24 protein-coding genes and 1 pseudogene are annotated in these 26,994 nt (G+C 48.1%); 12 read left to right on the top strand and 13 right to left on the bottom strand.

What is annotated here, in order from left to right:
- Nucleotides 1-77: 77 nt before the first annotated feature.
- The 7 genes from QVE43_RS08595 to gldD all read right to left on the bottom strand — a co-directional run bounded on the left by QVE43_RS08595 (nucleotide 78) and on the right by gldD (nucleotide 8,035).
- A complete protein-coding gene (locus QVE43_RS08595; RefSeq protein WP_288006103.1) occupies nucleotides 78-2,657 on the bottom strand; it encodes an adenosylcobalamin-dependent ribonucleoside-diphosphate reductase in 2,580 nt (859 codons plus the stop codon).
- 121 nt (nucleotides 2,658-2,778) lie between these two features.
- Nucleotides 2,779-4,092, bottom strand: a complete 1,314-nt coding sequence (ahcY, locus tag QVE43_RS08590; protein ID WP_038031735.1) for an adenosylhomocysteinase — start codon at nucleotides 4,090-4,092, stop codon at nucleotides 2,779-2,781.
- A gap of 102 nt (nucleotides 4,093-4,194) precedes the next feature.
- Complete coding sequence (locus QVE43_RS08585; RefSeq protein WP_288006100.1) at nucleotides 4,195-4,401, bottom strand: hypothetical protein; 207 nt, start codon at nucleotides 4,399-4,401, stop codon at nucleotides 4,195-4,197.
- Between the two features lie 108 nt (nucleotides 4,402-4,509).
- On the bottom strand, nucleotides 4,510-5,910 hold the full coding sequence (locus QVE43_RS08580; protein ID WP_288006098.1) for an NAD(P)(+) transhydrogenase (Re/Si-specific) subunit beta: 1,401 nt from the start codon (nucleotides 5,908-5,910) through the stop codon (nucleotides 4,510-4,512).
- Nucleotides 5,911-5,913: 3 nt separating this feature from the next.
- Nucleotides 5,914-6,210, bottom strand: coding sequence for an NAD(P) transhydrogenase subunit alpha (locus QVE43_RS08575; RefSeq protein WP_038031730.1), 297 nt, complete (start codon nucleotides 6,208-6,210; stop codon nucleotides 5,914-5,916).
- A 13-nt stretch (nucleotides 6,211-6,223) separates the two neighbouring features.
- Nucleotides 6,224-7,354, bottom strand: coding sequence for a Re/Si-specific NAD(P)(+) transhydrogenase subunit alpha (locus QVE43_RS08570; RefSeq protein ID WP_288006094.1), 1,131 nt, complete (start codon nucleotides 7,352-7,354; stop codon nucleotides 6,224-6,226).
- Between the two features lie 75 nt (nucleotides 7,355-7,429).
- On the bottom strand, nucleotides 7,430-8,035 hold the full coding sequence (gene gldD, locus QVE43_RS08565) for a gliding motility lipoprotein GldD (RefSeq protein ID WP_038031795.1): 606 nt from the start codon (nucleotides 8,033-8,035) through the stop codon (nucleotides 7,430-7,432).
- Between the two features lie 91 nt (nucleotides 8,036-8,126).
- Between gldD and QVE43_RS12580 the strand changes: the two are divergent.
- The 3 genes and pseudogenes from QVE43_RS12580 to QVE43_RS08555 form a co-directional block, all read left to right on the top strand.
- Nucleotides 8,127-8,516 (top strand): annotated as a pseudogene (locus tag QVE43_RS12580) (PDZ domain-containing protein); the annotation flags it as partial.
- Between the two features lie 202 nt (nucleotides 8,517-8,718).
- Nucleotides 8,719-8,895: a S41 family peptidase gene (locus QVE43_RS12575; protein ID WP_374758342.1), complete on the top strand. Its 177-nt coding sequence runs from the start codon at nucleotides 8,719-8,721 to the stop codon at nucleotides 8,893-8,895.
- Nucleotides 8,816-9,364, top strand: coding sequence for a S41 family peptidase (locus QVE43_RS08555; RefSeq protein WP_288006090.1), 549 nt, complete (start codon nucleotides 8,816-8,818; stop codon nucleotides 9,362-9,364). The genes QVE43_RS12575 and QVE43_RS08555 overlap by 80 nt, the downstream gene beginning before the upstream one ends.
- A gap of 352 nt (nucleotides 9,365-9,716) precedes the next feature.
- Here QVE43_RS08555 and QVE43_RS08550 read toward each other — a convergent pair whose 3' ends face one another.
- The 4 genes from QVE43_RS08550 to truA all read right to left on the bottom strand — a co-directional run bounded on the left by QVE43_RS08550 (nucleotide 9,717) and on the right by truA (nucleotide 14,677).
- On the bottom strand, nucleotides 9,717-11,108 hold the full coding sequence (locus tag QVE43_RS08550; protein ID WP_288006088.1) for a dihydrolipoamide acetyltransferase family protein: 1,392 nt from the start codon (nucleotides 11,106-11,108) through the stop codon (nucleotides 9,717-9,719).
- 371 nt (nucleotides 11,109-11,479) lie between these two features.
- Nucleotides 11,480-12,064, bottom strand: coding sequence for an adenylate kinase (locus QVE43_RS08545; protein ID WP_038031725.1), 585 nt, complete (start codon nucleotides 12,062-12,064; stop codon nucleotides 11,480-11,482).
- A gap of 65 nt (nucleotides 12,065-12,129) precedes the next feature.
- Entirely contained in the window at nucleotides 12,130-13,899 is a 1,770-nt protein-coding gene (locus QVE43_RS08540) for an ABC transporter ATP-binding protein (RefSeq protein WP_288006085.1), read from the bottom strand.
- The gene (gene truA / locus QVE43_RS08535) at nucleotides 13,892-14,677 is read right to left on the bottom strand and encodes a tRNA pseudouridine(38-40) synthase TruA (protein ID WP_288006083.1); all 786 of its coding nucleotides are present in this window, start codon (nucleotides 14,675-14,677) and stop codon (nucleotides 13,892-13,894) included. The genes QVE43_RS08540 and truA overlap by 8 nt, the downstream gene beginning before the upstream one ends.
- Nucleotides 14,678-14,767: 90 nt before the next feature.
- Between truA and QVE43_RS08530 the strand changes: the two genes are divergently transcribed.
- Both QVE43_RS08530 and QVE43_RS08525 read left to right on the top strand, forming a co-directional pair.
- Nucleotides 14,768-15,352 (top strand): thioredoxin family protein, encoded by a 585-nt coding sequence (locus tag QVE43_RS08530; RefSeq protein ID WP_288006082.1) that lies wholly within the window; start codon nucleotides 14,768-14,770, stop codon nucleotides 15,350-15,352.
- 152 nt (nucleotides 15,353-15,504) lie between these two features.
- Nucleotides 15,505-16,575 (top strand): gliding motility lipoprotein GldB, encoded by a 1,071-nt coding sequence (locus tag QVE43_RS08525; RefSeq protein WP_288006080.1) that lies wholly within the window; start codon nucleotides 15,505-15,507, stop codon nucleotides 16,573-16,575.
- Here QVE43_RS08525 and QVE43_RS08520 read toward each other — a convergent pair.
- Nucleotides 16,565-17,041, bottom strand: coding sequence for a CYTH domain-containing protein (locus tag QVE43_RS08520; protein WP_288006079.1), 477 nt, complete (start codon nucleotides 17,039-17,041; stop codon nucleotides 16,565-16,567). The two genes, QVE43_RS08525 and QVE43_RS08520, sit on opposite strands and share 11 nt — an antisense overlap.
- Before the next feature lie 64 nt (nucleotides 17,042-17,105).
- Here QVE43_RS08520 and QVE43_RS08515 point away from each other — a divergent pair, with 64 nt between their 5' ends.
- The 7 genes from QVE43_RS08515 to QVE43_RS08485 all read left to right on the top strand — a co-directional run bounded on the left by QVE43_RS08515 (nucleotide 17,106) and on the right by QVE43_RS08485 (nucleotide 25,557).
- Nucleotides 17,106-19,436, top strand: a complete 2,331-nt coding sequence (locus tag QVE43_RS08515) for an ATP-binding protein (protein WP_288006077.1) — start codon at nucleotides 17,106-17,108, stop codon at nucleotides 19,434-19,436.
- A gap of 59 nt (nucleotides 19,437-19,495) precedes the next feature.
- Complete coding sequence (locus tag QVE43_RS08510) at nucleotides 19,496-19,918, top strand: response regulator (RefSeq protein ID WP_038031715.1); 423 nt, start codon at nucleotides 19,496-19,498, stop codon at nucleotides 19,916-19,918.
- An 18-nt stretch (nucleotides 19,919-19,936) separates the two neighbouring features.
- Nucleotides 19,937-20,857 carry a DUF3078 domain-containing protein gene (locus tag QVE43_RS08505; protein ID WP_288006075.1) on the top strand — a complete coding sequence of 307 codons (921 nt, stop codon included), beginning with the start codon at nucleotides 19,937-19,939 and terminating at the stop codon, nucleotides 20,855-20,857.
- A 91-nt stretch (nucleotides 20,858-20,948) separates the two neighbouring features.
- Nucleotides 20,949-23,009 (top strand): methionine--tRNA ligase, encoded by a 2,061-nt coding sequence (metG, locus tag QVE43_RS08500; RefSeq protein WP_288006073.1) that lies wholly within the window; start codon nucleotides 20,949-20,951, stop codon nucleotides 23,007-23,009.
- Between the two features lie 11 nt (nucleotides 23,010-23,020).
- Nucleotides 23,021-24,172: a glycosyltransferase gene (locus QVE43_RS08495; RefSeq protein WP_288006070.1), complete on the top strand. Its 1,152-nt coding sequence runs from the start codon at nucleotides 23,021-23,023 to the stop codon at nucleotides 24,170-24,172.
- Nucleotides 24,141-24,467, top strand: a complete 327-nt coding sequence (locus tag QVE43_RS08490) for a nucleotide pyrophosphohydrolase (protein WP_038031710.1) — start codon at nucleotides 24,141-24,143, stop codon at nucleotides 24,465-24,467. The genes QVE43_RS08495 and QVE43_RS08490 overlap by 32 nt, the downstream gene beginning before the upstream one ends.
- Nucleotides 24,468-24,477: 10 nt before the next feature.
- The gene (locus tag QVE43_RS08485; protein WP_288006067.1) at nucleotides 24,478-25,557 is read left to right on the top strand and encodes a mechanosensitive ion channel family protein; all 1,080 of its coding nucleotides are present in this window, start codon (nucleotides 24,478-24,480) and stop codon (nucleotides 25,555-25,557) included.
- 6 nt (nucleotides 25,558-25,563) lie between these two features.
- Here QVE43_RS08485 and QVE43_RS08480 read toward each other — a convergent pair whose 3' ends face one another.
- Nucleotides 25,564-26,985: a M28 family peptidase gene (locus QVE43_RS08480; protein ID WP_288006064.1), complete on the bottom strand. Its 1,422-nt coding sequence runs from the start codon at nucleotides 26,983-26,985 to the stop codon at nucleotides 25,564-25,566.
- Between the last annotated feature and the right edge of the window lie 9 nt (nucleotides 26,986-26,994).

Raw genomic sequence — 26,994 nt, 5'->3', positions numbered from 1 at the left:
GTAAGCGATAAAAAAAGCGATGCCGCTTTTCCGGCATCGCCCTGTGCTTTTTATTTTATCGAAGCTTATGCACTGCCTTATGAGCATTGGCTCATGCCACAGCTCTTGCAGTTAAGGCAGCCCTCTTCATAGACCAGTGCGTTGTCGCCACAGTTGGGACACTCATTGTCTGCGGGCACCGTGCCGTCCGGAATATAACGTTTGAGTGCACGCACCACGCCGTTTTTCCAAGTATTCAGGCTTTCGTCGTTCAGGTGCAGGTCATTGACCATATCCACCACATATTCAATGGGCATGCCATGGCGCAACACTCCGGAAATCAACTTGGCATAGTTCCAATATTCTTTATTGAAGGTGCGCGACAAGCCTTCGATGGTTACCCGGTAGCCGTCTTTGTCTATGTATTGAAAATCGTAGCGCGAACGCCCTTCCTCGGTGCGGTTTTTAATCACCCAACCTTTGCTTACCTGCGACAGAATAGAGAAAGAATCTTCGGCACGCCCGGTAAATATTTCATAGGGGCGCCCGTTGAGTAAGCCCACCACGGCTACCCAATCTTCGTCGTTGTTTTTGAACTGAATCACGTCGGCTTCCAGCACTTTGGGGCGCTTGGGCGCATTGGTGTTTTTGAACTCTGTATTTTGAGCGTCTTCTTTTTTCTTCTTGTCTGACACAAGCACACCCGAGCGCGAGCCTTCGCGGTACACGGTGATGCCTTTGCATCCGGCTTCCCAACCGGTCATGTAGATTTTGGCTACCATCTCCTCAGAGGTTTCTTCGGGGATGTTCACCGTCACGCTAATAGAGTGGTCCACCCACTTTTGAATAGCCCCCTGCATCTTCACCTTTGCCACCCAGTCTATGTCGTTGGCTGTAGATTTATAGTAAGGTGATTGCTTGATGATGGCTTCCAGTTCTTCATAGGGCAGCTTGGCTACTTCTTCGGGGTCATAGCCTTTTATCTTGAGCCAGTCTGCAAATTTATGATGGAATACATGGTACTCTTCCCATGCATCCCCTACTTCATCGATAAAATCGACCCGCACATTTTTATCGTTGGGGTTCACTTTGCGGCGGCGTTTGTAAGACACCAAAAAGACGGGCTCGATACCCGAAGTGGTCTGTGTCATGATGCTGGTGGTGCCGGTGGGGGCAATGGTCAACAAAGCAATGTTGCGCCGGCCGTATTGACGCATTTCTTCATAAAGGGCGGGGTCTGCCTCACGCAAACGCTTGATGAAGGGGTTATTTTCTTCGCGTGCAGCGTCATAAATGGGAAATGCCCCACGCTCTTGTGCCAGCTTCACCGACGATCGATAAGCCTCAAGAGCCAGTGTTTTGTGTACCTGAACGGAGAAATCAATGGCTTCATCGCTGCCGTAACGGTAGCCCAAAGCCGCCAGCATATCGCCTTCGGCCGTGATGCCCACGCCGGTGCGACGCCCTTGTATGCACTTTTCGCGTATTTTATGCCACAGACGCAACTCCCGCTCCTTAATTTCCAAATCTTCGGGGTCGTTCTCTATTTTGGCTATGATTTGGTCTATTTTTTCCAGTTCCAAATCCACGATGTCGTCCATGATGCGCAAGGCAAGTTGCGCGTGCTCTTTGAACTTGTCCCAATTGAAATAGGCTTCTTCGGTAAAGGGTTTTTCTACGTAGCTGAACAGGTTGATAGCCAACAGGCGGCAGCTGTCATAGGGGCAGAGAGGTATTTCGCCACAGGGGTTGGTCGATACGGTACGGAAGCCCAAGTCAGCATAGCAGTCAGGCACTGACTCCCGCAAGACAGTATCCCAGAACAAAACGCCCGGCTCTGCCGACTTCCATGCATTATGAATGATTTTTTTCCACAGCTTGCGGGCATCTATTTCTTTTTTGAAGCGGGGCTCGGGGCTGTCTATGGGGAACTGCTGCACATAGGGCTTGCCTTCTTTGACTGCCCGCATGAAGTCGTCGTCTATTTTCACCGACACATTGGCACCGGTTACTTTGGTGCCATCCAGTTTGGCATCAATGAAGGCTTCGGCGTCGGGGTGCTTGATAGAAATGGTGAGCATCAAAGCGCCACGCCGTCCGTCTTGCGCCACTTCGCGGGTAGAGTTGGAATAGCGTTCCATGAAAGGCACCACGCCGGTCGAGGTCAGGGCGCTGTTCATCACGGGTGAGCCCTTGGGGCGTATATGAGAGAGGTCATGCCCTACACCACCGCGCCGCTTCATCAATTGGATTTGCTCCTCGTCTATTTTCAAGATACCGCCATAGGAATCACTGGGTCCGTTATGCCCAATGACAAAGCAGTTAGAAAGAGATGCTATTTGAAAAGGATTGCCAATACCGGTCATGGGACCGCCCTGGGGCACGATATAGCGGAAGTCCTTGAGCAGCTGATAAATTTCTTCTTCGGAAAGGGGGTTGGGATATTTCAGTTCAATGCGGTGAATCTCTTTTGCCATGCGCCGGTGCATGTCGTCGGGCGTAAGCTCGTAGATTCTGCCAAAAGAGTCTTTCAATGCATATTTGTTGACCCACACACTGGCTGCCAGTTCATCACCGCCAAAGTATTTTTTCGAAGCCTCGATGGCTTCGGCTGCAGTGTACACGGGGCGGTCGTCAAGGGTTTGTTTGCCGGTTGATTTTAGTTCTATTTGATTCATAGGACACAAGGCTTTTATGGGGTGAGCGTCGAAGGGAAATAAGGTATGCACACAAGATAGGAAAAGAAAAGAGTGTGGCTTCCGGGAAGCCAACACTCTTGTTTATGCTTTATAGACCGTATTAATAACGGTAATGCTCCGGTTTGAAAGGACCTTCTACGGGCACGCCGATGTATTCGGCTTGCTCGGGGGTGAGGGTATCGAGCTGGGCGCCCAGCTTGCCCAAATGCAAACGGGCCACTTTTTCATCCAAGTGCTTGGGCAGAATATACACTTTGTTTTCGTATTTCTCGTGGTTGTTCCACAATTCTATTTGCGCCAACACCTGGTTGGTGAATGAACAAGACATTACGAACGAGGGGTGTCCGGTAGCACAGCCCAAGTTCACCAGACGGCCTTCGGCAAGTAAGATGATTTCCTTGCCGTCCACATTGTACATGTCCACCTGCGGCTTGATGTTCACACGGGTATGCCCATAGTTTTTCTTGAGCCAAGCCACATCTATTTCATTATCGAAGTGCCCGATGTTGCAGACAATGGCCTTGTCTTTCATCATCTTGAAGTGACGCCCTACCACGATGTCGCGGTTGCCGGTGGCAGTTACTATGATGTCGGCTTGGGGGATGGCGTCATCCATACGCATGACTTGATAACCGTCCATACAGGCTTGCAGCGCGCAAATGGGATCTATCTCCGTTACAATCACACGCACGCCCTGGCTGCGCAGCGATTGTGCCGAGCCTTTTCCTACGTCGCCGTAGCCGGCTACTACTGCCACCTTTCCGGCCAGCATCACGTCCGTAGCACGACGGATGGCATCTACCAACGATTCGCGGCAGCCATAACGGTTGTCAAACTTCGATTTGGTTACCGAGTCGTTCACGTTGATGGCAGGCACGGGCAGGGTGCCTTTTTTCATACGCTCGTAAAGACGATGCACACCGGTAGTGGTTTCTTCCGAAATGCCGCGAATGTCTTTCACCAATTCAGGGTATTCGTCCAATACGAGATTGGTCAGGTCACCACCATCATCCAGAATCATATTCAGAGGCTTGCCGCCTTCAAAGGCAAAGAGGGTTTGCTTGATACACCAGATATATTCCTCTTCGGTCATGCCTTTCCATGCGAATACGGGAATGCCCCGGGCAGCAATAGCCGCTGCCGCATGGTCTTGGGTAGAAAATATATTACAAGAAGACCAGGCAACTTCTGCGCCGAGTTCTACGAGTGTTTCAATCAACACGGCAGTTTGGATGGTCATATGCAAACAGCCGGCAATGCGGGCGCCCTTCAAGGGTTTTTTATCGCGATATTCCTCACGGATGGCCATCAAGCCGGGCATTTCTGCCTCTGCCAAATGGATTTCCTTTCTTCCCCAGTCTGCTAAGTTAATGTCTTTTACCTTGTACTTCAGGTTGTCTTGAGTTGTTGCCATACTTAAATTGCCATTTATGATAATAAAAATTGAGAGTACAAAAATACGAATCTACTTCACGAAAGCCAAACGCAAAAAAGCTAAAGCATCTGATTGTCAATATTATTCATGCCGGTAGTCGCAATACCATCGTTCTTCAAAAGTATGCAGGGGTGCTTTATCGTTTTTCAATACGTCATAAACCATGTGTATGATGAAAAGGGGCGATACGCCGAAAATGAAAAATACTATTCTCGTTGCCCATGAAAAAGGAAGCAAGAAGACAAAGAGCAGAAGCAAGAGGGTAGTCCAAATAACAGAAGGGCGCATGGCTTTCGTTTTATTTTGAAACGCCCTGCTCAAGGAAATTGTTCGTGACGGGGATAATAAAAAAAGGGCAGCCTTCGATGACTGCCCTTGCTTGCTATGTTTTTGCTGTCAAGCATTTTCTTTTAGCTCGTTCACCACTTCGGTGATGGTTTTTTTGGCATCGCCAAACATCATCAGCGTATTGGGATAACCAAAAAGCTCGTTTTCGATGCCTGCATAGCCGGGGTTCATGCTGCGCTTGCACACAATGACGGTCTTGGCTTGATAGGCGTTCAGGATAGGCATGCCGTAGATGGGGCTGTTGGGGTCTTTGAGGGCAGCGGGGTTCACCACGTCGTTGGCACCAATGACCAGCACCACATCGGTATTGGCAAATTCGTCGTTGATTTGCTCCATCTCTACCAGTTTGTCATAAGGCACGTTGGCTTCTGCCAAGAGCACGTTCATGTGCCCGGGCATGCGGCCTGCCACCGGGTGTATGGCAAATTTCACATCAATCCCCCGCTTTTCGAGCAGCTCCATCAACTCACGCACCACGTGTTGTGCCTGCGCTACTGCCATACCGTAGCCGGGCACGATGATTACCGAAGAGGCACCGTCGAACAACATAGCGGCTTCTTCGGGATGCACTTCTTTCACCACCATATCGCTGCTGCCTGCGCCACTACCGGAACCACCGGTTTGTCCGAAGCCTCCCAGCAACACATTCACCAACGAACGGTTCATGGCTTTGCACATAATTTGGGTGAGGATAAGCCCGGAAGCCCCCACCAACGCACCTGCAATGATAAGCACCTGGTTGTTGAGTACGAAGCCGGTGGCACATGCCGCAATTCCGGAATAAGAGTTGAGCAAGGAAACGACTACCGGCATATCGGCTCCGCCAATAGGGATGACCGTCAGCACCCCCAAGAGCAGCGCAATGCCCAGCATGAGCAGTAAGGGTACCACATTGGCAGGTGCCTGTATGCTCCACACAGCTGCCCCCACCATTGCCAATGCCAACACCAAATTAAGAAGGTGCTGCCCGCTGAATACGATGGCTTTGCCGCTTACTTTGCCGCTCAACTTGCCGTAGGCAATGAGTGAGCCGGTGAGCGTGATGGCACCAATGATGATACTAATCACAGTGGTAATGGCAGTGATGAGTTCGGGACTGCCCCCCTGCTCCATGGCCACATGCCACTGCTCAGAGGTAGCTACAAACATGGAAGCGGCACCGCCAAAGCCATTGAAGAGGGCGACCATTTCGGGCATCTGTGTCATCTCTACACGCTTGGCGGCAATCAAACCGATGGCACTGCCCACCAAAATAGTAGCGAAGATTTCGGTCCAGCTTAGTATGTTTTGGTGCATGAGGGTAACCCCTACGGCAATGAGCATGCCCACGGCAGAGTAGAGGTTGCCACGCCGCGCCGTGGAAGGCTTGCCCAATAATTTAATGCCCAATATAAACAACACACTGGCAACCAAATAGCCCAGTGCAATGATGAGTTCACGGTTTGTCATGGCTTATTTTTTCTTTTTCTTAAACATCTGCAACATACGGTCGGTCACGGCATAGCCCCCTACCACATTGATAGTGGCAAACAGCAAAGCAGCAATGCCCAATATCTTGGAAATGGCAAAATTTCCGGGTTCGGGTCCTGTTGCCAATATAGCCCCCACAATGGTAATGCCCGAGATGGCATTGGAACCGGACATGAGCGGGGTGTGCAAGGTAGGCGGCACTTTGGTTATCAGCTCAAAACCGACAAATGTTGCCAATATGAGCACATATAAAAGTGTAATGAGTGTTTGCGTATCCATAGAATTTTTGCTTTTAGTTTTTCTGAAGGATTTCTTTGGTCAAAGCATGCAGCAGCTCCCCATTGTGAGTAATGATGCTCTTGGTGGTGATTTCCTCTTCCATTTCCAGTTTAAACCCTTCGGCTGTGGCCAAGTGGGTCAAAAACTCATAGATGTTGCGGGCATACAGCTCGCTGGCGTTCACAGGCACCAAAGAGGGCAGGTTCGATTCACCAATGATGGTGACGCCGTGCTTCACCACGGTCTTGTCTTTTTCGCTCAAGGCACAGTTTCCGCCCGAAGCCACTGCCATATCCACAATCACCGAGCCGGCTTTCATCGATTGCACCATTTCTTCGGTTACCAGCAGGGGCGCGCGTTTGCCTATGACCAAAGCGGTCGTAATCACCAAGTCGGCTTCTTTGATGCGACGGCTGATGAGTTCTTTTTGTTTCTGCAGAAACTCTTCCGACACTTCACGTGCATAGCCGCCTTCGGTTTTCACGCCTTCGGCTTCCACTTCAAGGAAGCGCCCGCCCAATGATTCCACTTGTTCTTTGGTTTCGGGACGCACGTCGGTCACTTCTACCACTGCTCCCAGCCGTTTGGCGGTGGCTATGGCTTGCAAGCCGGCTACCCCGGCGCCAAAGATAAGTACGCGTGCGGGGGTGATGGTGCCTGCCGCAGTCATCATCAAGGGGAAGATTTTACCCAGCGCGTCTGCCCCCATAATCACGGCTTTGTAACCCGCCAAGTTGGCTTGCGAACTGAGGGCGTCCATTTTTTGTGCGCGCGAGATACGCGGGATGGCATCCATGGCAAAGGCTGTCAGCTTTTTTCGCAAGCAAGCCTCCACCAAAGGGGGATTGGTATAAGGATACATGAAGGAAATGAGCCCGGCACCTTCTTTCATCCAATCGATTTCAGCGGGTGTGGGCGCATTCACCTTCAATACCACATCGGCTTGGGCATAAAGAGCCTGCTTATCCGCTTCTATATGTGCGCCGGCGGCTTGATATGCTTCATCGCTAATGAAAGAGCCGGCGCCGGCTCCTTGCTCTACGTGCACCTCAAAGCCCGCTTTGCAGAGCTTTTGCACGATTTCGGGCGTGAGCGCTACTCTTCGTTCACGCTCCGCCAATTCTTTGGGAACACAGACTTTCAAGGTTTCTTTTATTTTTTAATTGCCTAATGTTCCCAAATATTAAGACAAGAAAAAAGATTTAGCAAGAAAATCTTACTACTTTTTGGCAGGCAGGCTGTCGTTCCAGCGGGCGGTGTTGAGCATATGGATGATGTCTTTCTTGATAAAATCGATAACCGGTGCCAAAGAGTCGTTTTTAGTGGCCGTACGGAAATACAAGGCTCCACGCAAAAAGTGGCGCACGGAATCGGTAGTGTAAAACTGAAACTGGCTGGGTACTTCGCCGCTTAGTTCAAATACGGCTGCTTTTTGCCCCAAGGCATTTTTGAAAACCGTTTCTTCAATAGAGTATGCCTTGATTTGGTGTTTGGATGTAAGATGATAAGAGTCGTTGATTAACTCCATGAGCTTCTTTTCGGTGCTGTCGCTAATGTCTTTGTAAGTAACCTGCACTTCGGCATAGCCAAACTGCGGATAAATGATGTGAATCCAATAGGGCTCTGCCATCCACGAGCTGTCGGGGCGAATGATGGCATGTTTCGAATACTCAAAGAAGTAAGGGAAGGTATCGGGCAATGGTTGGTATTCATGCTCGGGTAAATCAATGCGGTTGTAACCTTTGGGCTTGGGCACATACTCCACTTCGCCTCCACAGGCGGCCAGCAATAGCACACAAAGACAAGCGCACCAAAATTTTCTCATCTGCATAGAGCTCAATTTTTTGCTAAATTTAGCAAAAAACAACGGTTACGAAGCTGTTTTCGTAAAGCATTCAAGAAAAAAGCAAATCATCATGAAACGAGTTCTAATCAGTCTTTTGGCTTCTGTGCTGCTGTTGACTGCCTGCCGCCGGCAAGAAAGCGTCATGCCCATCACTCAATTTGTGTGGGAAGTGATGGACCTCTATTATCTTTGGAACGACCAAATGCCCCGCGTGGATTGGCGCACCTATACCGACCCGCATCAGCTGTTGGAAGATTTGCGCTACAAACCGCGCGACCGCTGGAGTGTGCTCTACGACAACGGTCCCGAATTTTTGGCTTACCTGCAATCGGGACAGCGCAAGGCCTTCGGCTTCGGCTTGAAATGGGATGCCAACAATCAACTGCGCGTTGCTTATGTGTATGCCAACAGCCCTGCGGCACGTGCCGGCTTGCAACGCGGCGACATCATCCTGGAGGTGAACGGGCAAGTGCCTGACCCTAACACCGGCCTCAGCTTCACGGAAACCAGCACGGTGAAGGTGAAAAAAAGAGACAGCGGCACCGAAGAAAGCATTACCATGACCAGTGAGCTACTCGACATCAATCCCATAGTAGCCACGAAGGTAATAGACACCAACGGCGTGAAGATTGGTTATGTGTGCTTCAATGTCTTTTTGAGTGATGCCGGTCCTCTTATTGGATCAAACTTTCAATTATTTGAAAAACGAAGGCGTGCAAGAACTGATATTGGATTTGCGCTACAACGGCGGTGGCGAGTGTGGCCACAGCCCAACACTTGGGCAGCCTGCTGGCACCTTCTGCTGCCATAGGCAAGGTGTTTATGAAACAGGTGTATAATCAAAAGAACAGCGCCAACAACAAAGAGCGTTATTTCGAAGAAAAAGCTGCCCGCCTCAACCTCAGCCGCCTGGTAATCATTGGCACCGGCTCTACGGCTTCTGCCAGCGAGTTGATTATAAACGGGCTGCGCCCATTTATGGAAGTGAAACTGGTGGGCGACACCACCGCCGGTAAGAACGTAGGCTCGGCGGTCTTTACCCATCTCAACTACGCATTTCTGCCCATCATCTTCGAAAGCCGCAATGCCAACGATGAGTCGGATTATTATAACGGTTTTGTGCCCGACCACCTGAGTGATGACGACCTCATGCATGACTTTGGCGACCCGCAAGAAGCTTCGCTGGCAGCTGCCATCAATTATTTGCTCAATGGCAGTTTCCCGGCTGCTCAGCGCCGGCAAGTGCCACGGCAAGCACCGATATGGCAAGATACCCCGCCTGTGAATATGATGATAGAGGTGGAATAAGGCAAGCCGCCGGAATGGCTGCACACATAACACATAAAGGGCACCCTCTCATGGGTGCCCTTTGTTATATGCTTTTCTGCCGGAAATCATAAAGCAAATTTTTTGGGAAATATTTTATTGAAGGGGACTTAGGCGCCGCTTGTCATTTCGAACGGAGCGAAGCGTAGTGAGAAATCTCAATTGCATCAAGTAACAAAATCAAAAGAGATTTCTCGCTTACGCTCGAAATGACAAATAGAGTGCGCAAAAGAATAAAGAAACCTCTAATTTTAGAAGGAAGCAACAAAACAAGATACCAAAAAACAGGGCTGCCCCGTTAAGCGGGGCAGCCCTGTAAGCGTTTTATACAATTTTAGTACAGCTTACGCTCGAGGTTGAAGTTTTCGAGATAGTCGGCTACCCGGCGCACAAACATACCGCCCAGGGCGCCATCTACCACACGGTGGTCGTAAGAGTGCGACAGAAAGACCATATGACGGATACCAATCATGTCGCCGGTGGGAGTTTCAATCACCGCCGGTTTTTTGCGGATGGCACCTATTGCCAAAATGCCCACTTGCGGTTGCATGATGATGGGGGTTCCCATCACGTTGCCAAACGAACCCACATTGGATATGGTGTAGGTGCCACCGGTCAATTCGTCGGGTTTCAGTTTGTTTTCACGGGCGCGGCGCGCCAAATCGTTGATGGCTTTTGCCAAGCCCACGATGTTATAACGGTCGGCATTTTTCAATACAGGCACAATGAGGTTGCCATTGGGCAGTGCCACGGCAATACCTATGTTGATGTCTTTGTGCTTGATGATTTTATCCCCATCCACAGACACATTCATCATGGGATAATCTTTAAGCGCCTTCACCACTGCCTCTACAATCATAGGCATATAGGTGATGGTGTCGTTTTCTTTTTGTTGAAACTCGCCTTTGATTTTGCGGCGCCAATATACCAGGTTGGTTACGTCGGCTTCTACGAAAGAAGTAACGTGGGGCGATATGTGCTTGGATTCCACCATGCGCTGCGCAATGATTTTGCGCATGCGGTCCATCTCAATGATTTCGTCGCCTTCATACACGGGAATAGGCTGCGAAGGGCGCACTTTGGCGAAGAAGTCGGCAGTAATGCCCTCTGCCAACTGCACGGGTTGTGCTGCCGGCGTACTTTTCTCGGCTGCCGGGGCAGTAGTTTGTGCCGGTTGCTGCACGGCGCCTTTTTTCTTCTGTTCTACATAAGCCAAGATGTCGGCTTTAGTTACGCGCCCGTCTTTGCCGGTGCCGGGTATGCGTGCCAGCTCATCCATGCCAATGCCTTCGGTCTTGGCAATGCTCATCACCAAGGGAGAGTAAAAGCGCCCGTCTTGGGGTTTGTCGAGCAGTTGAATGGTTTCGGTCATTTGGGCTTCCAAAACAGCTACTTCCTGCGGTGCTGCTTCTTCTGCCTGTTTGGCACTGCCGTTCAAAGCTTGTGCTTCACCTGCGCCACCATCGGTGGTTTCGTCGCCTTCGCCTTCGGTTTCGATGATGGCAATAGGCTGCCCCACGGGTACCACCTCCCCTTCTTTTGCCAAAATTTGTTTCAAAATGCCGGAATGGGTAGCGGGCACCTCGGTATCTACTTTATCGGTGGCCACTTCCAATATATACTCGTCTTGCTCGATGCGGTCGCCTTCTTTTTTCAGCCAGTTGATGATAGTACCTTCCATGATACTTTCGCCCATCTTGGGCATCACCATTTTTACAAGTGCCATCTGCGTGTATGTTTTAGGTTAAGGATTTGTGTATGCATTTCAAGTGCATACAAATTTAATACAAGCTATCTCTTTCACAAAAAGCAAGATGCTATTTGACAGGGTGTTTCTATCTGTCTAAAACAAAAGATATAAGGAAGAGCCGTTGCAATGAAGCGCTTGTATTTGTCAATAGGTGTTTTTTAAAAAAGTTTTTTAAGCAAAGGAAAGGAATTAAAAAAGATTCAATTTAATCTTTGAATGAGCCTATTTGGGTTTTTAAAGTAAAGATTCACAAGAAAAAACTTGCTTAGCTCGCCCGGGGCATAATAAAAATGCCCTTTGTTTGTAGCAAAGGGCAATGATGTTGTCTTTGTGCAGATTGTATTGGCTTATGAGCGCACCAGGGCTTCTTCTACTGCTTCACATATTTTGGCAAAGATTTCTTCTATCTCACCTACGCCGTCAATTTTGCGCAGCTTGCCTTGTTTTTCGTAATAGTCGGCTACGGGAAGCGTCTCTTCCAAGTACACCCGGATGCGGTTGTTTATTTTGGCTTCGTCTTGGTCGTCCACACGTCCTTCCAGCTCGGCACGCTTCTTCAAGCGTTTTTTCAGCTCTTCTTCAGGCACTTCCAAGGCAATCATCACGCTTACCGAGGTGTTGAACTCTTTGAGCATCTCGTCGAGGGCTTCTGCCTGTGACACCGTGCGCGGAAAGCCGTCGAAAATAAAGCCTTTGGCACCTTGGTGCGCCCGTATTTTATCGGCAACCATATCAATCACTACTTGGTCGGGCACCAATTCGCCTTGGTCCATGTATTTTTGAGCCAACTGACCCAAAGGGGTACCTTCACTCAAATGCTTTCTGAAAAGGTCGCCGGTTGAAATATGCACCAAGTCGTACTTCTCGATAAGCTTTTTGCTTTGAGTACCTTTCCCCGCGCCGGGCGGACCGAATAAAACTAAATTTATCATGCTGTTTTCCAGTTTTGATATTTAGGTTATGCACAAGCGCTTAAAGATACAAAAAATAGTGAATATCAAGCGCGTGCCGCCATATATTGCATGCGGTAAAGGCGGGCATAATACCCGTTTTTTTCAAGCAATTCTTCGTGATCGCCGATTTCTACAATTTGCCCTTTGTCAAGTACAATAATTTTATCGGCATGTTGTATGGTAGAAAGGCGGTGTGCAATCACCAGGGCGGTGCGTCCTTTCATCAGTTTTTCGATGGCTTCCTGAATCAGCTCTTCGGTTTCAGTATCTACCGAAGAGGTGGCTTCATCGAGCACAATAATTTCGGGATGATACACCATGGCACGAATGAAGGAAATCAGCTGGCGCTGCCCTACCGAAAGCGTGGCGCCCCGCTCCATCACGTTGTAGTCCAATTGCCCGGGCAAGCGTTCGATGAAGGCTTTGGCGCCTACCATCTCGGCAGCCTCCCATATTTGCCCGTCGGTAATGGCAGGATTGAAAAGCGTGATATTGTCGCGGATGCTGCCTGAAAAGAGAAATACATCTTGCAGCACCATGCCTATATGACGCCGCAACACTTCCACATCGTAGTCTTTAATATTCACCCCATCGACCAAAATGCTGCCGCGCTCAATTTCATAGAAGCGGTTCAGCAAGTTGATGATGGAAGTTTTGCCGGCACCTGTTGCCCCTACAATGGCTACGGTCTCGCCTGCCTTTACTTCAAAGCTGATTCCTTTCAGCACATATTCGCCGGGATTGTAGGCAAACCATACATCGTCGAAGACCACCTCACCACGCAACGATTCGGGGCGGTAAGTGCCCGAGTCGGTAATCATGTTTTGGTTGTCGAGCAGTTTAAAAATACGCTCTGCACTGACAATGCCCATTTGTAATATATTGAAGCGGTCGGCAATGAGACGTATGGGCCGGAAGAAAAGGGAAATATACATCATGAAGGCAATGAGTGTACCCAGCGATACTTCTTGCTGCACCACCTGGCCTGCGCCGTACCATACCAGCAAAGCAGTACCCAAGGCACCTATGACTTCAGCCACGGGGAAGTAGATGCTATAATAAAGTACCGATTTCAAGTTGGCGCGCCGGTGCTCGGCATTGATTTTTTTAAATTTTTCAAACTCGTGCTCTTCGCTGCCAAATATCTGCACGATGTTCATGCCCGTGATGTGTTCTTGCACAAAAGCATTAAGATTGGCCACGGCATTGCGCACCTCTTTAAAGGCTACTTTTATCTTCTCTTTGAAAATGTAAGTACTCAGCAGAAGCAAAGGCAACATGGAAAGGCTCACCAAAGTCAGGCGCCAGTCGGTATAGAACATCACCGCCAAAATAGCCAGCAGCTGCAGCACGTCGGCAATCATGGCAGCCAAACCTTGGCTAAATACGTCGGAAAGTGTTTGCACGTCGGAAACCACCCGTGTAACAAGGCGGCCAATGGGCGTTTTGTCGAAAAACGAAAGACGCAGCCGCAAAATATGGTGATAGAGCCGGACACGTATATCACGGATGATGCTTTGTCCCAACCATGCCGCCCAGTAAGTATGCAGATATTGGGCAGCGGTTTGCAATGCCAACACCAACAACATCAGAAGCACCATCCACAGCAAGCCTTCGTATTGGCCTGCTTCCATGTAATGGTCCACGGTATATTGCACCAGATAAGGGCGCACCGGTCCCAATACCGCCAAGGTGAGGGTAAGGGCTACCACTGCCCAAAACACGCCTTTGTAGGGCTTGGCAAAAGCAAACAGCCGCTTGGCAATATACCAGTCAAATACATTTCCCGATTGGGCTTGTTTTTCTTCACTCATGATGATAAATCTGTTTTTCGGGCAAATAAGGATAACGCACTTCGGTCAAATAAAGACCATTGGGCAAAGCAGAAGTGCCCAACAAACGACGGTCGCCGGTTTGTAAAGCTTCATACCACGCTTCCGCGGGGCGTTTGCCGGCACCTATCTCCCACAAAGAGCCTACTATGGTGCGCACCATGCCCCGTAAAAAACGATTGGCACTGATGGTAAAACAAAGGGCTTGTGTGCCCGCTAAAGGCAAGGGCTTCCACTCCCAAATCGCTTTTGAAATATGACAGTCGTAATGTTTCACTTCTGTTTTGCCCGTTGCAAAGCAACGAAAGTTCGTATGATACAACAAGCTTTGCGCCAATTGGTTCATTTGTTCCACATCGGCCGGATAGGCATAATAAGTGGCCAGCTCATGCAAAAAAGGCATGGGCGTGGTATATACCCAGTACTCGTAGGTGCGAAGTGAAGCATCGAAACGGGCATGGGCTTTGGCATCGACTTCTATCAGGTCACGGATGACAATATCTTTGGGCAAAAGACCATTCATTTTGCCCAGAAAAGTGCGCTTGTCGAAAGGAATAGCTGCATCGAAGTGGGCAAACTGTTGCCTTGCATGCACGCCCGCATCGGTGCGCCCACTGCCGGTGATGGTCGTAGGTGCCCGCAATAAAATACTCAGGGCTTCTTCTATTTTTTGCTGAATACTGATGGCATTGGGCTGCCGTTGCCATCCACTGTATTGAGTGCCTTTGTATTGTATTTCAATGAAATACCTGCGTTTCATAAGTCTTTACTTGGGAACAAAGCTAAGGATTTATTTTTTTATGAGATAGTTTTACCTTTGTTTTAAAGAAGCAGTAAAAAACCATCAATCATGGCAAAAACCCCTACTTACTCCATACCTTTGGGCTTTGAAGCACCTGCTTTTGCTTTGCCGGATGTCATTTCCGGTAAAACCATCACCCTCGAAGACGTGAAAGGCGAAAAAGGCACGGTGGTGGCTTTCATCTGCAACCATTGTCCGTATGTAAAACACATGATAGACGCTTTCGTGGAAGTGGCACAAGAGTTCATGCCACAGGGCATCGGTTTTGCAGCCATCAACGCCAACGACGTGAGCCGCTATCCGGACGACGCCCCCGACAAAATGCTGTTGTTTGCCCAACAACACCGTTTTCCGTTTCCTTACCTCTTTGACGAAAGCCAAGAAGTAGCCAAAGCCTACTTTGCTGCCTGCACACCGGATATCAATGTGTTCGATGCCGGTTTGAAATGTGTATATCGTGGGCAGTTCGATGCCTCCCGCCCGGGTAACAATATACCGCCTACGGGCGAAGACCTGCGCAAGGTGCTGCACGCCCTCTGTGAAGGGGGAAGTATTCCCAAGGAACAGATACCCAGCATCGGCTGCAATATCAAATGGAAAGAAGGCAACGAACCGGAATACTTTAAAGTCTAAAAAAAGTAAGCCGATAGATTGGTTTACTTATCATTCCGCCCCTTGTCGAACAGAGTGCAGTAGAACCTTGGCGCTGCCTTTTGTATCTTAAATGCCGTCAGCTTGAATATAAAAACCAAACGAAGCTCACGCTCAAAATGCAAACTATAAACATGATGCGTATAAACTGCCGCCTACAATGGCATACCATTCTTTTCAGTGCATCGCTTTTGCTTGTGCTGCTTGCCTGCGATTTCTCAGACAATGAAACAGACAATGGCTGTCTGCCCGATGTGGATACGGAAAACATAGATGTACAGGTGCAAATCGTGCGCACCGACAGCACCCTCTTTGCCTGCCGCAGTAAAGAAGAAGTAGCCCGGTGGCTTGAGCAATATCCGGACTTTGCAGAGCGTTATTTTTTGCGTTCACGATGGCCCAGTGACTCCCTTTTGGTTGAGGAGCTTTACAGGCTCATCGATACGCCTTCCTTGGACAGCGTGTACCAAGAGGTGCAGGCGGCTTATGGTGACATGCAGTGGTTAAAAAAAGAGTTTGAAGAAGCTTTCAAACGAGTGAAATATCACTTTCCCGGTTTCACCCCGCCTGTCATTTACACTTTCTTCACCGGCTACGGTAGCGGTGCCACGGTTACCCGCACCCCCGACCTCATGGTATCGGGCGACATGGCAGTCATAGGCATGGAGTTTTTTATGGGACCCGAATACCGCTTTCAGCCTCCTTATCCGCTCTATATTGCACGCCGCTATCATAGAGGCTCCATTGTGCCTTTTGTGCTGCAAATGTTGGCGCCCCGTTTTATTGACGAAGACCCCGAAGACAAAAGCATGCTTGCCGATATGATTTTTTATGGCAAAGCCTTCTATTTTGTTAAAAACATGTTGCCCTGCTTGCCCGACAGCACGCTTTTCGGCTATACCGAAAAGCAGGTGCTTACCCTGCAGGCCAACGAGCAGGCCATATGGCGGCACTATATCGACCAAAACGTGCTTTATGAAACCAGTCACTTGGTGAAGAAAGACTATGTGGACCCGGCACCTTTCTGCTACCCCATAGGCAAAGAATGCCCCGGCGAAGTAGGACGATGGACAGGCTATCTTATCGTGCGCCGTTACCATGAACGCCATCCGGAGTTAAGTCTTAAGCAAGTGTTGGCTGAAAAAGATGCCAAAAAAATATTAAGGGAATCAAAATACAAAGGCAACTACTACACTACCGATTAGCCCATGTTTTAAACGGATGAAATGCCAAGTATTGGTTAAAATAGCGGGCATCGTTTGATACCTCCTTGCTCACCCAAGGAGGTATTGCTATGCTCTCGGCTTCATGTGTAAGTTCCACTTCTGCCAATACCAAGCCTTCGTTTTCACCGTGAAACCAATCTATTTCCCAACATTTTCCGGCATATTCTACTTCATAACGTGTTTTTTCTACTCTTGGCAAAGGCATTGCGGCAAGCATTTGTTCCACATCTTGTGCCGGTATTTCGTATTCAAACTCTACCCGCCGGATGCCCTCGCTTTTCCCTTTGATAGTTAAAAAACCTTTATCGCCTTTTTTTCGCACTCTTACACTTATTTCCGTGCTTTCTGTCAGGTAGGCTTGAATGATTGCCTTCCCTTCTTTGTTTCTAATAATATTTGCAACTTCCTCTTTATCAACAATAAACTTTCTCTCCATCTCAATCATATCAAAACTTTATTTTAAGTTATACTTTTTTTTATTACTTTATTTGCTCAATCGTAGGTTGGTTATGATTATTCAAAGACAAAAGCCCCTGATTCAACTTATCAGCAATGACCATGTTTCAGCCATGGAATTGGAAGAGCGGCTGTTATCTCTCGGTTATGTGGTCTTAGCCAAAAATAAAAGTTTTGAACAAGGGGCAGCTGTGTTTGAAAGTCATCAGCCGGAATTAATCATTGCCGAATGGGACGATGCCTTCATAGATGATATTTATTTTCAACAACTGTTGCAAGAGCTGTCTGTACCCATTTTGTTTGTAAGTCTGGCGTTGACCCCTGCCTTGCATCAGCTGTGCCAAACAAGCCGCATGGTTCATTTGATTCAACGCCCTTTTGCAGACATCGACCTGCACAGTGCCATCCAACAAGTGCTTGGCACGGCTTCTATTTACAAGCAATATACCAAATATGAAGAGGAGCTCAAACAAAACGCGCGGCTCCTTCAGCTGTTTTTCAACCAAGTGCTCTCGGCTATTTTCTTTGCCATTACCCCCACTCCCCTGCGTTGGCGCAGCGAATTGCAAACGCCGCCTTTAGCTGTCCTTCGTCACCTGCAAGAGACCCTGACAATCACCAAGCATAACCGTTCTTTGGCAGAACAGTACCGTTTAAAACCGGAAGAAGGATTGATCAAACAACCGCTACGGTGCTTGTTTCCTTCAAACGAAATTTATGAGCACTTCCTGGCTACCCTCCTGGAAAAGAAGCAATGCCGCTTTGCCTTTTCCAAAGAGCTCGCCGATGGCAGTGTGGCTACCTATGAGGGCAACTACAGTCTTATTTTAGATGAACAGGGGGCAGTTATCGGTGTGTTGGGCATTCAGCAAGACATCACCCACCGCAAGCGCCATGAACGCCTGCTGAAAATAAGCAAACAACGCTTCGAACGTCTGGCAGCCTACTCACCTGATATTATCATTGTTGCACACACACAAGACTTTCAAAAGATACGTTTCAGTTATGTCAATAAGCCTAATATTTTAGGTTTTAAAGAAAAAGCCATTGACAGCCCGGATAAACTCATGGAGCTTGTGCATCCACAGGACTTCCCTACCGTGCGCGCCTATTTTCAGGATATAAGTCAAAAAAACGAATATCCTCCCATACAAGTACGCTTGAAAAACCAAGCCGGCGAATGGGAGTGGTTTCAATGTCAGTACGTGGTGTTGAGTCCTGAAGATGAGCAAGAAGGCAAAGGTTATTATGAAATACTTTTCTACCTGCACAACCTGACTGAAAAAATACGCTACGAAAATCAATTGAAAGAAGAGAAAGCCAATCTGCTGGCACTCATCGAAAGTTCTCATAATCCCATATTTTCCGTTGACAGGAAGTTGCATGTCAAAACTTATAACACGGCATTTTTAAACTTGATACATCACTTTAAGCCTGCTCTTCATGAAGCCGCCGGTCAGCCCCTATCCGGTGTATTTCCTAAAGAAGAGCTGAATTTCTGGCTTGAGCATATTCAAAAAACATTCCTTGGCGAAAAGCAGGAAGTTCCCCACCGCTTGCATTTCAAGGAAAAAGGCACTATTCACTATGAAGTAGCCTTTTACCCCATTATCGAAGAATCCCAAATTACAGGCGTCACGGTCATTGCCCGCGACGTCACAGAGCAAGAAAAGATGCGTCTTGCCCTTGAAAAAAGCAATTACGAGCTCGATACTTTCATTTATCGCTCTTCACACGACCTGCGTGCCCCGCTCAGCTCAATTTTAGGCTTGCTGCAGCTGCTGCGCATGCCTGTGTCCGACCAAGAAAAAGCGCACTACATTCAACTCATAGAAAAAAGTGTGGCCAAGCTGGATCGAGTCATCTACAGCTTGATAGATTTCTCCCGAAACATGCACTTACCCCTGGATTTTGACTATGTAGATGTAGAACAAATTGTGTATGACTGCTACGAGCAACTGCAAAGCCTGCCCCATGCTGACCGCCTCCGTATTCATTTCATAAATGGATGCCCCAAAGAGCTTGTTAGCGACGAAAACCGTCTCCGTATCGTGCTCTACCATCTTCTTTCCAATAGCATACGTTACCAGGATTTGCATAAAGAGGAAACGCATATCCACATTACCATCGAGTGCCACCAAGACACTTGGACACTCTCGTTCAAAGACAACGGTAAGGGCATTGCCGACAACATAAAACAGAATTTGTTTCACATGTTTCAGCGAAGCAATGAAGAAAACCGCGGGGCAGGACTGGGGCTTTACATCATCAAACAAGTAGTGCAAAAGCTGCAAGGCGAGGTGGAAATAAAATCGCAACTGGGCGAGGGCACCGAAGTCATCATCACACTGCCACTATTGAAAGAAAAGGCGGTTGTGCTTTAAGCATTTTTATTTTTGCCAAAAAAGTTTATTTTTGCTTAAAACTACAAGCTAACAACATTATGGAAAAAGCACCTGCCGTTGACCTTGTGATGCTCGTTGATGACAACGACACAGATAACTTCATCAGCAAGCGAATTATAGAAATCACCAAATTCGCCAATCGAGTTGAGATAAAGAACTCAGGAAAAAGCGCCCTCGAGTACATCGAAGCCAATGTAAACACACCGGAAAACCTGCCCGATTTAATTTTCCTTGATATCAACATGCCCATTGTTGACGGCTTCGTGTTTTTGTTCGAGTTCGAAATGTTTCCCGAAGAAGTAAAGAAAAAGTGCAAAATCGTCATCTTATCAAGCTCCGACAACAAACGTGACATCGATAAGATCGTGGACAACGAGTATGTAATTAAGTTCATCACCAAACCATTGACCGAAAACTCGCTCAATAGCGTACGGGATTTACTCAGTTCTATGGCATCATAAAAAACCCTCGTTTTTGATATGAAACATGTTTTTTTGCTGCTCTGCTTCTGCATGAGCACTTTTTTTTCTTTTGCGCAGTCCGATAACCCGCAAGACAGCACCCGCCAAATATCGCCCTGGACCAAAAAGGCTTCTTTTGGTTTGAACTTTTCGCAAGTAACCCTTTCCAACTGGGCAGGTGGTGGGCAAAGCTCTATTTCCATCACCGGCTTGGCAAGCTTCAATGCCAACCGCGAAACAGAGCGCAGCACCTGGCAAAACAGCCTCGACCTTGCCTATGGGCAAGCACGGCAAGGGGGCAAGGAACGTCCTTTTCGCAAAACCGACGACCAAATTATTCTGCGCTCCAACTACAGCCGCCGTCTCTTCGACAGCAAACACTGGAAGTTCAATGCCAATGTAGATTTCCGTACCCAATTTGACAAAGGCTTCAAATACGAAGAGGATTCTTTGGGCAATGAACGGGAAGTATTTGTGTCCCGGTTCATGGCACCGGCTTATCTCAACACTGCCTTGGGGATTACCTACAAAGTAGATGGCTTTTCGGCTTCGCTTTCGCCTTTGTCTTCAAAACTTACTTTTGTGCTGGACGACACCCTCTCTCAACAAGGTGCCTATGGTGTAGAACCGGGCAAAAAAGTACGCACCCAGATTGCAGGCATCAGCATGCAAATCAATGTCGATTATGAGGTAATGGAAAATCTGCAGTTTAAAACCTCCTTCCTTGCTTTTTCTGAATACAAAGACAAATTTCAGGAAATAGACATATTCTGGGAAAACCAGCTCATTTTCAAAGTAAACAAGCTGTTCAATGCCACAGTAACCACCAACTTGATTTATGACGAAGATGTGGCCGTAACCCGTGATGATGGCACCGTAGGTCCTGCCACTCAGTTCAAAAGTGCCATCAACATAGGTGTGCTTTATACGCTCCCCTAAGTTCAAACAAGCATCCGTTCAAAATCAACATAAAGGATGCGAAGTCTCGCATCCTTTTTATATTTGCATACTATCGCAAATTCAAACAGTTATGTCCAAAACATTTCAACGTTATACCATCACGGCTGCTCTGCCCTATGCCAACGGACCGGTACATATCGGGCACTTGGCCGGTGTATATATCCCCGCCGACATCTATGCGCGTTATCAGCGTTTGCGTGGGCGTGAACTGGTGTTTGTCTGCGGCTCTGACGAGCACGGCGTGCCTGTCACCATCCGTGCCCAAAAAGAAGGTATGAGTGTGCAGGAAGTCGTCGATAAATATCATCAACTCATTAAAAACTCATTCGAGCAATTTGGCATCAGCTTCGACATTTACAGCCGCACTTCTTCGCCGCTGCATCATGAAGTGGCCGCTGCCTTTTTCAAAAAACTCTACGATGAAGGCAAGTTGATAGAAAAAGTAACGGAACAATTCTATGACCCGGAAGCCGGTCAGTTCCTTGCAGACCGTTACATTCAAGGCACCTGCCCCAAATGCGGCTATGAAAATGCCTATGGTGACCAATGCGAACGTTGTGGTTCCACCCTCAGCCCGGAAGAGTTGTTGAACCCGCGTTCTATGCTGAGCGGTGCCCAACCGGTCAAAAAAGCAACCAAGCATTGGTATTTGCCACTGAACGAATATGAAAACTGGCTGCGCCAATGGATACTTGAAGAGCACCGTCACGATTGGAAAACCAACGTTTACGGGCAATGCAAATCATGGATAGACGCCGGCTTGCAGCCCCGGGCTGTTACCCGTGACCTGGACTGGGGCGTGAAAGTGCCCGTCGAAGGTGCCGAGGGCAAAGTGCTTTATGTGTGGTTCGATGCCCCCATCGGCTACATATCGGCTACGATGGAATATTTCCGGCAAAAAGGCGAGACCGACAAGTGGAAAGACTACTGGCAAAAGGAAGATACACGGCTTATTCACTTCATAGGCAAAGACAATATCGTTTTTCACTGCATCATATTCCCGGTGATGCTCAAAGCGCATGGCGGCTATATTTTGCCCGATAACGTACCCGCCAATGAGTTTCTGAACTTAGAAAATGAAAAGATATCCACTTCCCGTAATTGGGCAGTGTGGCTACATGAGTATTTGGAAGATTTTCCCGGCAAACAGGACGTACTGCGCTATGTACTCACAGCCAATGCCCCCGAAACAAAAGACAACAACTTCACATGGAAAGACTTCCAAGAGAAAAACAACAGTGAGCTGGTTGCCAATATAGGCAACCTGGTGAATCGTGTCTTTGTGCTCACACACAAATTCTTTGAAGGCAAGGTGCCGGCAGCAAGCCAACCCACCGGCGATGACCAAGTGTTGATAGACGCCATCCGGCAATATCCCGAAAAAATAGCTCAAGCCGTCGAGCAGTTTCACTTCCGGGAAGGCTTGCAAGAGCTGATGAATTTTGCGCGTGTGGTCAACAAATACCTTACGGACCAAGAGCCTTGGAAGCTTTTCAAAACAAATCCGGAACGAACTGCCACCGTGCTGCACTACTGCCTGCAGATGATAGGCAATTGGGCTATCCTTGCCCAGCCTTTCTTACCTTTCACCGCACAAAAATTGCTTCAAGCCTTGGCGATGGAAGGCGCTTGCAGCTGGGAACAAGCCGGCAATCCGCAGTTGCTTGCAGAAGGAACACCGGTGCAAAAAATAGGGCATTTGTTCGAAAAAATAGAAGACGAAGTTATTCAAAAACAAATTGAAAAATTAAAGAGCATGAGCCAAAGCAATCAGGATATTGCCCAAGGCAATAGCTACAAAGACACCATACAATACGAAGACTTCGCCAAGCTCGATATCCGCATAGGTACCATACGCGAGGCGGAAAAGCTGCCCAAAAGTAAAAAACTGCTCAAATTGAGCGTGGACATGGGCAACGGTGAGGTACGCACCATTTTAAGTGGCATTGCCGAGCATTTCTCAGCCGAAGAAGTGGTGGGCAAACAAGTGTGTGTGCTGGCTAATCTGGCACCCCGTAAGATGATGGGGGTAGAATCGCAAGGCATGGTACTGATGGCAGAAGATAAAGACGGACGGCTGGTATTTGTGTCGCCTGAAGCGGTCGTGCAGGCCGGGGCTGTAGTCAGCTAAAAGCCTCTGTCATGAACCTGTTTCTTCTTTTTGGGCTCCTTACTTTTCTTTTGATTATTTATTACTTGCTGCTTGCCCGGGCTGTATTCCGGGCAAGCAGTGTTTCTTTCGACAAAAAAGCTGCAGAAGACTACCCCCAAGTCAGTGTCTTAATAGCAGCCCGCAACGAAGCCGCCACCATCCGGCGCTGTTTGCACTCGCTCACCCGGCTCGATTACCCACCCCACCGCCTGCAAATACTTATAGGCAATGACCAATCGACCGATGACACCGCTGAAGTGGTTTCAGCTTTTATCAAACAACTGCCGGCAACGCAACAAAAAAGTTTTCAACTGCTCGACATAGCGCCCTCGCGCCACCCCAACCTGCGTGGAAAAGCCAACGTTTTGCATCAATTGATGCAACATGCCACCGGAAGTTTTGTCTTTATTTTAGATGCCGACACGGAAGCGCCCGTTTCATGGATAAAATCCTATTTGCACGCCTATTCGCCGGGCGTGGGCATCGCCACCGGCTTCACCTTTGCCGATGGAAAAGGGCTTTTGGGCAAATTGCAAAGCATCGATTGGACTTTCGCCCAAACCATGCTTTATGCTTTCTTTCGCATGGGGCGCCCGCTCACGGCTCTGGGCAACAACATGATGGTTTGCCCCAAGGCTTACCGGGCAGTGGGCGGCTATGAAAATATACCTTTTCATGTGACCGAAGATTATGCTCTCAGTCATGCCATACAGAAAAAGGGCTACCGGCTACTGCATACTTTTTCTGCGGAAGTCAGCTGTCGTACCCTTGCCCTTGACAGCTGGAAGGCACTACTGAAACAACGCCGCCGATGGATAGAAGGACTCTTTTCACTTCCGTTAGGCATCCGGGCAATACTTGCCCTTCCCATGCTATGGGGCATTGCCGGCGTGGCACTTGCTTTCAGCATGCCGCTTCACGTGGCAGAAGTGTGGATGGTCAAATGGCTGTTGCAGTCTGCAATTATTGCCTTTGCTTTCAGAAAGCTGAACTACCCCTTGCCTTCTCTCTTTTATTTCGTAGCCTATGAATTGTATGCTTATGTCTTTCATCTTTTATTGCTAATTTACATAGTCTTTCAAAAGGAAATAGAATGGAAAAACCGGAAGTATGACACTAAAAGAGCTGCAACAAACCGTTGATGAATGGATAAAAAGTCATGGTGTGCGCTATTTCAATGAGCTTACCAACACCGCCATACTTATGGAAGAAGTAGGCGAACTGGCGCGTGTGATGGCACGTCTTTACGGCGAACAGTCTTTTAAAGCAGGCGAAGTGCCCAATCTTGCAGAAGAAATGGCTGATATACTCTTCGTATTGACCTGTCTTGCCAATCAAACAGGCGTGGACTTGGAAGAAGCCATGCAGCGCTCACTTGAAAAAAAGACCCGGCGCGACAAGGAAAGACATAAAAACAACCCGAAATTAAAAAGCTAAGGTAAAAGCTATGAGTATCCAGGATATTGTTCAGTACATACGCACGGAAATTCCCTTCACCTTTTCTATTCTTTTTGTTTTGGCTGCCTACTTTGCCGGGCGCCTGCTTGAAAAGATCATAGTGCCTTGGTTGCAGAAACTGGCACACAGGTCCCGCACCGATTTTGACGACCTGTTGGTCAAAGCACTACGCCATAAGCTCACCTTGGTGCTGGTTGTGCTCTCCTTTCACTTATCTGTTCATCTGCTCCATTTCAAGCCGGCGGTAGAAGCAACCCTGCGGCAGAAACTCCTCCCTTCGTTTTACATTGCCATTTTTATACTCTTTGCCCAAGGCTTCATGGCCGACTTGGTGCAAAACGCACTACGTTCGGCACGGGGGCTTCACCTGCCTTCCACCTCGCTGTTTTCCAATATCATACGAATCATTATCATCTCCATTGGCATCACTTTTATTTTGGATGTGTGGGGCGTATCGCTGGCGCCCATTCTTACTACCCTCGGGGTTGGTGGTTTGGCGGTGGCTCTGGCACTACAGGACACCCTGAGCAACTTTTTTGCAGGTGTGCAAATTATTCTTTCAAAAAAAGTGCGTCCCGGCGATTATGTAGTATTGGACAGCGGACAAGAAGGGTTTGTGCAAGATATTTCATGGCGCAATACGGCGGTGCTTTCGTTGGAAAACAACTACATCATCATTCCCAATGCCAAGCTGGGCAGTGCCATTGTGACCAATTTCAACTCGGGCACGCCGGAATTGCTGCTACCCGTGACTGTGGGGGTCAGCTATGACAGCGACCTTGAATTTGTGGAAAAAATAACCAAGGAAGTAGCCAAAGAAGTCATGAGCAGCGTGGAAGGTGGCGACCCTTCCTATGAGCCTTTTATGAACTTCCACACTTTCAACAATTCAAGCATCGATTACACCATTCGCCTGAAATGCATCGGTCCCCAACATCGCTTCAAACTGGTGCATGCCTTCATCAAGGCGCTGCATAAGCGTTACGGTGAAGTAGGTATCAACATACCCTTCCCTATTCGCACGGTTTATATGCACAATATGGCTTCCAATGCTCCAAAAAACGACTAAGCAGTACTATTCCTTGTATTTGCTAAAAGAATAAGTGACTCTTGGGCGGGTATCTTGTTCAGCAAGCGCCCAGCCTACTTGAAAAACCAAGCGACTAATAAGCACCGCACGGGCGACATTTATCTTTTCGGGGTCGTCGCTATGTTTGTGGTAATCTTCGTGAAAGCCGGAAAAAAAGAAAACAACCGGAATATCGTGCACGGCAAAGTTGTAGTGATCGGAGCGCGTAAACAAGCTTTCCGGATGGCTCAATGAATTATAATATTCATCTAAGTAGAAACCACAACAAGCTTTGTTTACTGCATACACCAAGCGGTGCAAATCATGGGATATCAAACGTCCCCCTATCAAATACACATACTTTTGTCTGCCTGCGTGCTGCTTATCCACACGTCCTATCATATCCACATTGACATCAGCTACAATCTGCTGAAGAGGCACGGGGGGATAAGTCGTGAAAAAGCGGGAACCATGAAGCCCTCCTTCTTCTCCGGTGAAAAAAACAAAGAGCATGCTTTGCTTGGGCTTGTGTCCGTTGCAGGCAGCCATTGCACAAGCACGTGCTATGCTCAAAAGACCGGCCGTCCCTGATGCGTTGTCGTCTGCCCCATTGTACACTTTGCGGTACCTTATCCCCAGATGGTCGTAGTGAGCACTCAACACCACAAATTCTTCTTGTGGCGTAAAGGCTTGTTGCCCCCGTACAATCCCTATGATATTTTCAGTTGTTTGGCTTTCTCCGCCTTTTATATCTTGCCTGACCAACAATTCTTTGGGATAGCTCAAATCTACTTCCCCGGCAAAAGATGCCGGCACAATAAAAATGTTTTTTCCGGGCGGTTTTAAGTAATGATAGCCGGAATTCTGCTTAAACTTTTTCAAGAGAGCTTTCCCGGCGTTTTTTTCGAAGTCCAACACCACTATCACCGTTTTATTGAAGGGCATTTGCGGCAGCAACTCCATTTTCAAGGTCATATCCAATGCTTTGTAGGAAGCAAAATCTTTTTCGTGCCAAAGAAACACATCTACAATGTTCACATCTTCGGAAGGCTTGCCATCTGTTGCAATGCGTGCCTTTTTTGTCCATTGCCGGCTTCCTGCATCGGGCACTATGTAAGGCACCAGCTGCTGCTTGCGTATGTCGTAGGTTTTGCCGTCTATGTGCAGGCTTAGGTTCTCAATGGTGTACCACGGCACATAATCGAAAGCCTGCCTGTGTACTTCCAATCCCGCCTTTTTCAACTCATTTTCTATGTAAAGCGCTGCTTTTTTCTGCCCTGTGGTGCCCATGGCTCGCCCTTCCATACTGTCGGCGGCTAAGGTAAAGAGGTGTTCACGGTAAATTTCGGCATCTATTGTTTTTACATACTCACTTGGTGCCAACCAATGACTTACAGACTGCGCAGTAAGGGATAAACTCCCAAGCATGCTCCACAA

This window comes from Thermonema sp., assembly GCF_026003375.1.
GTDB classification, from domain to species: Bacteria; Bacteroidota; Bacteroidia; order Cytophagales; family Thermonemataceae; genus Thermonema; species Thermonema rossianum.
Note: the sequence above shows the minus strand (reverse complement) of the source record. Positions and strands in the feature narration are given on the sequence as shown.

Excerpts from the sequence above, each read along its gene's own strand:
- QVE43_RS08515 (WP_288006077.1), top strand. The coding sequence starts at position 17,106 with ATGATTATTCAAAGACAAAAGCCCCTGATTCAACTTATCAGCAATGAC.
- QVE43_RS08595 (WP_288006103.1), bottom strand. The coding sequence starts at position 2,657 with ATGAATCAAATAGAACTAAAATCAACCGGCAAACAAACCCTTGACGAC.
- metG (WP_288006073.1), top strand. The coding sequence starts at position 20,949 with ATGTCCAAAACATTTCAACGTTATACCATCACGGCTGCTCTGCCCTAT.
- QVE43_RS08525 (WP_288006080.1), top strand. The coding sequence starts at position 15,505 with ATGATGCGTATAAACTGCCGCCTACAATGGCATACCATTCTTTTCAGT.
- QVE43_RS08490 (WP_038031710.1), top strand. The coding sequence starts at position 24,141 with ATGACACTAAAAGAGCTGCAACAAACCGTTGATGAATGGATAAAAAGT.
- QVE43_RS08540 (WP_288006085.1), bottom strand. The coding sequence starts at position 13,899 with ATGAGTGAAGAAAAACAAGCCCAATCGGGAAATGTATTTGACTGGTAT.
- QVE43_RS08520 (WP_288006079.1), bottom strand. The coding sequence starts at position 17,041 with ATGATTGAGATGGAGAGAAAGTTTATTGTTGATAAAGAGGAAGTTGCA.
- QVE43_RS08550 (WP_288006088.1), bottom strand. The coding sequence starts at position 11,108 with ATGGCACTTGTAAAAATGGTGATGCCCAAGATGGGCGAAAGTATCATG.
- gldD (WP_038031795.1), bottom strand. The coding sequence starts at position 8,035 with ATGAGAAAATTTTGGTGCGCTTGTCTTTGTGTGCTATTGCTGGCCGCC.
- QVE43_RS08575 (WP_038031730.1), bottom strand. The coding sequence starts at position 6,210 with ATGGATACGCAAACACTCATTACACTTTTATATGTGCTCATATTGGCA.
- QVE43_RS12575 (WP_374758342.1), top strand. The coding sequence starts at position 8,719 with ATGCCGGTCCTCTTATTGGATCAAACTTTCAATTATTTGAAAAACGAA.
- QVE43_RS08505 (WP_288006075.1), top strand. The coding sequence starts at position 19,937 with ATGAAACATGTTTTTTTGCTGCTCTGCTTCTGCATGAGCACTTTTTTT.
- QVE43_RS08485 (WP_288006067.1), top strand. The coding sequence starts at position 24,478 with ATGAGTATCCAGGATATTGTTCAGTACATACGCACGGAAATTCCCTTC.
- QVE43_RS08480 (WP_288006064.1), bottom strand. The coding sequence starts at position 26,985 with ATGCTTGGGAGTTTATCCCTTACTGCGCAGTCTGTAAGTCATTGGTTG.
- QVE43_RS08495 (WP_288006070.1), top strand. The coding sequence starts at position 23,021 with ATGAACCTGTTTCTTCTTTTTGGGCTCCTTACTTTTCTTTTGATTATT.
- truA (WP_288006083.1), bottom strand. The coding sequence starts at position 14,677 with ATGAAACGCAGGTATTTCATTGAAATACAATACAAAGGCACTCAATAC.
- QVE43_RS08510 (WP_038031715.1), top strand. The coding sequence starts at position 19,496 with ATGGAAAAAGCACCTGCCGTTGACCTTGTGATGCTCGTTGATGACAAC.
- QVE43_RS08530 (WP_288006082.1), top strand. The coding sequence starts at position 14,768 with ATGGCAAAAACCCCTACTTACTCCATACCTTTGGGCTTTGAAGCACCT.
- QVE43_RS08545 (WP_038031725.1), bottom strand. The coding sequence starts at position 12,064 with ATGATAAATTTAGTTTTATTCGGTCCGCCCGGCGCGGGGAAAGGTACT.
- QVE43_RS08580 (WP_288006098.1), bottom strand. The coding sequence starts at position 5,910 with ATGACAAACCGTGAACTCATCATTGCACTGGGCTATTTGGTTGCCAGT.
- QVE43_RS08585 (WP_288006100.1), bottom strand. The coding sequence starts at position 4,401 with ATGCGCCCTTCTGTTATTTGGACTACCCTCTTGCTTCTGCTCTTTGTC.
- ahcY (WP_038031735.1), bottom strand. The coding sequence starts at position 4,092 with ATGGCAACAACTCAAGACAACCTGAAGTACAAGGTAAAAGACATTAAC.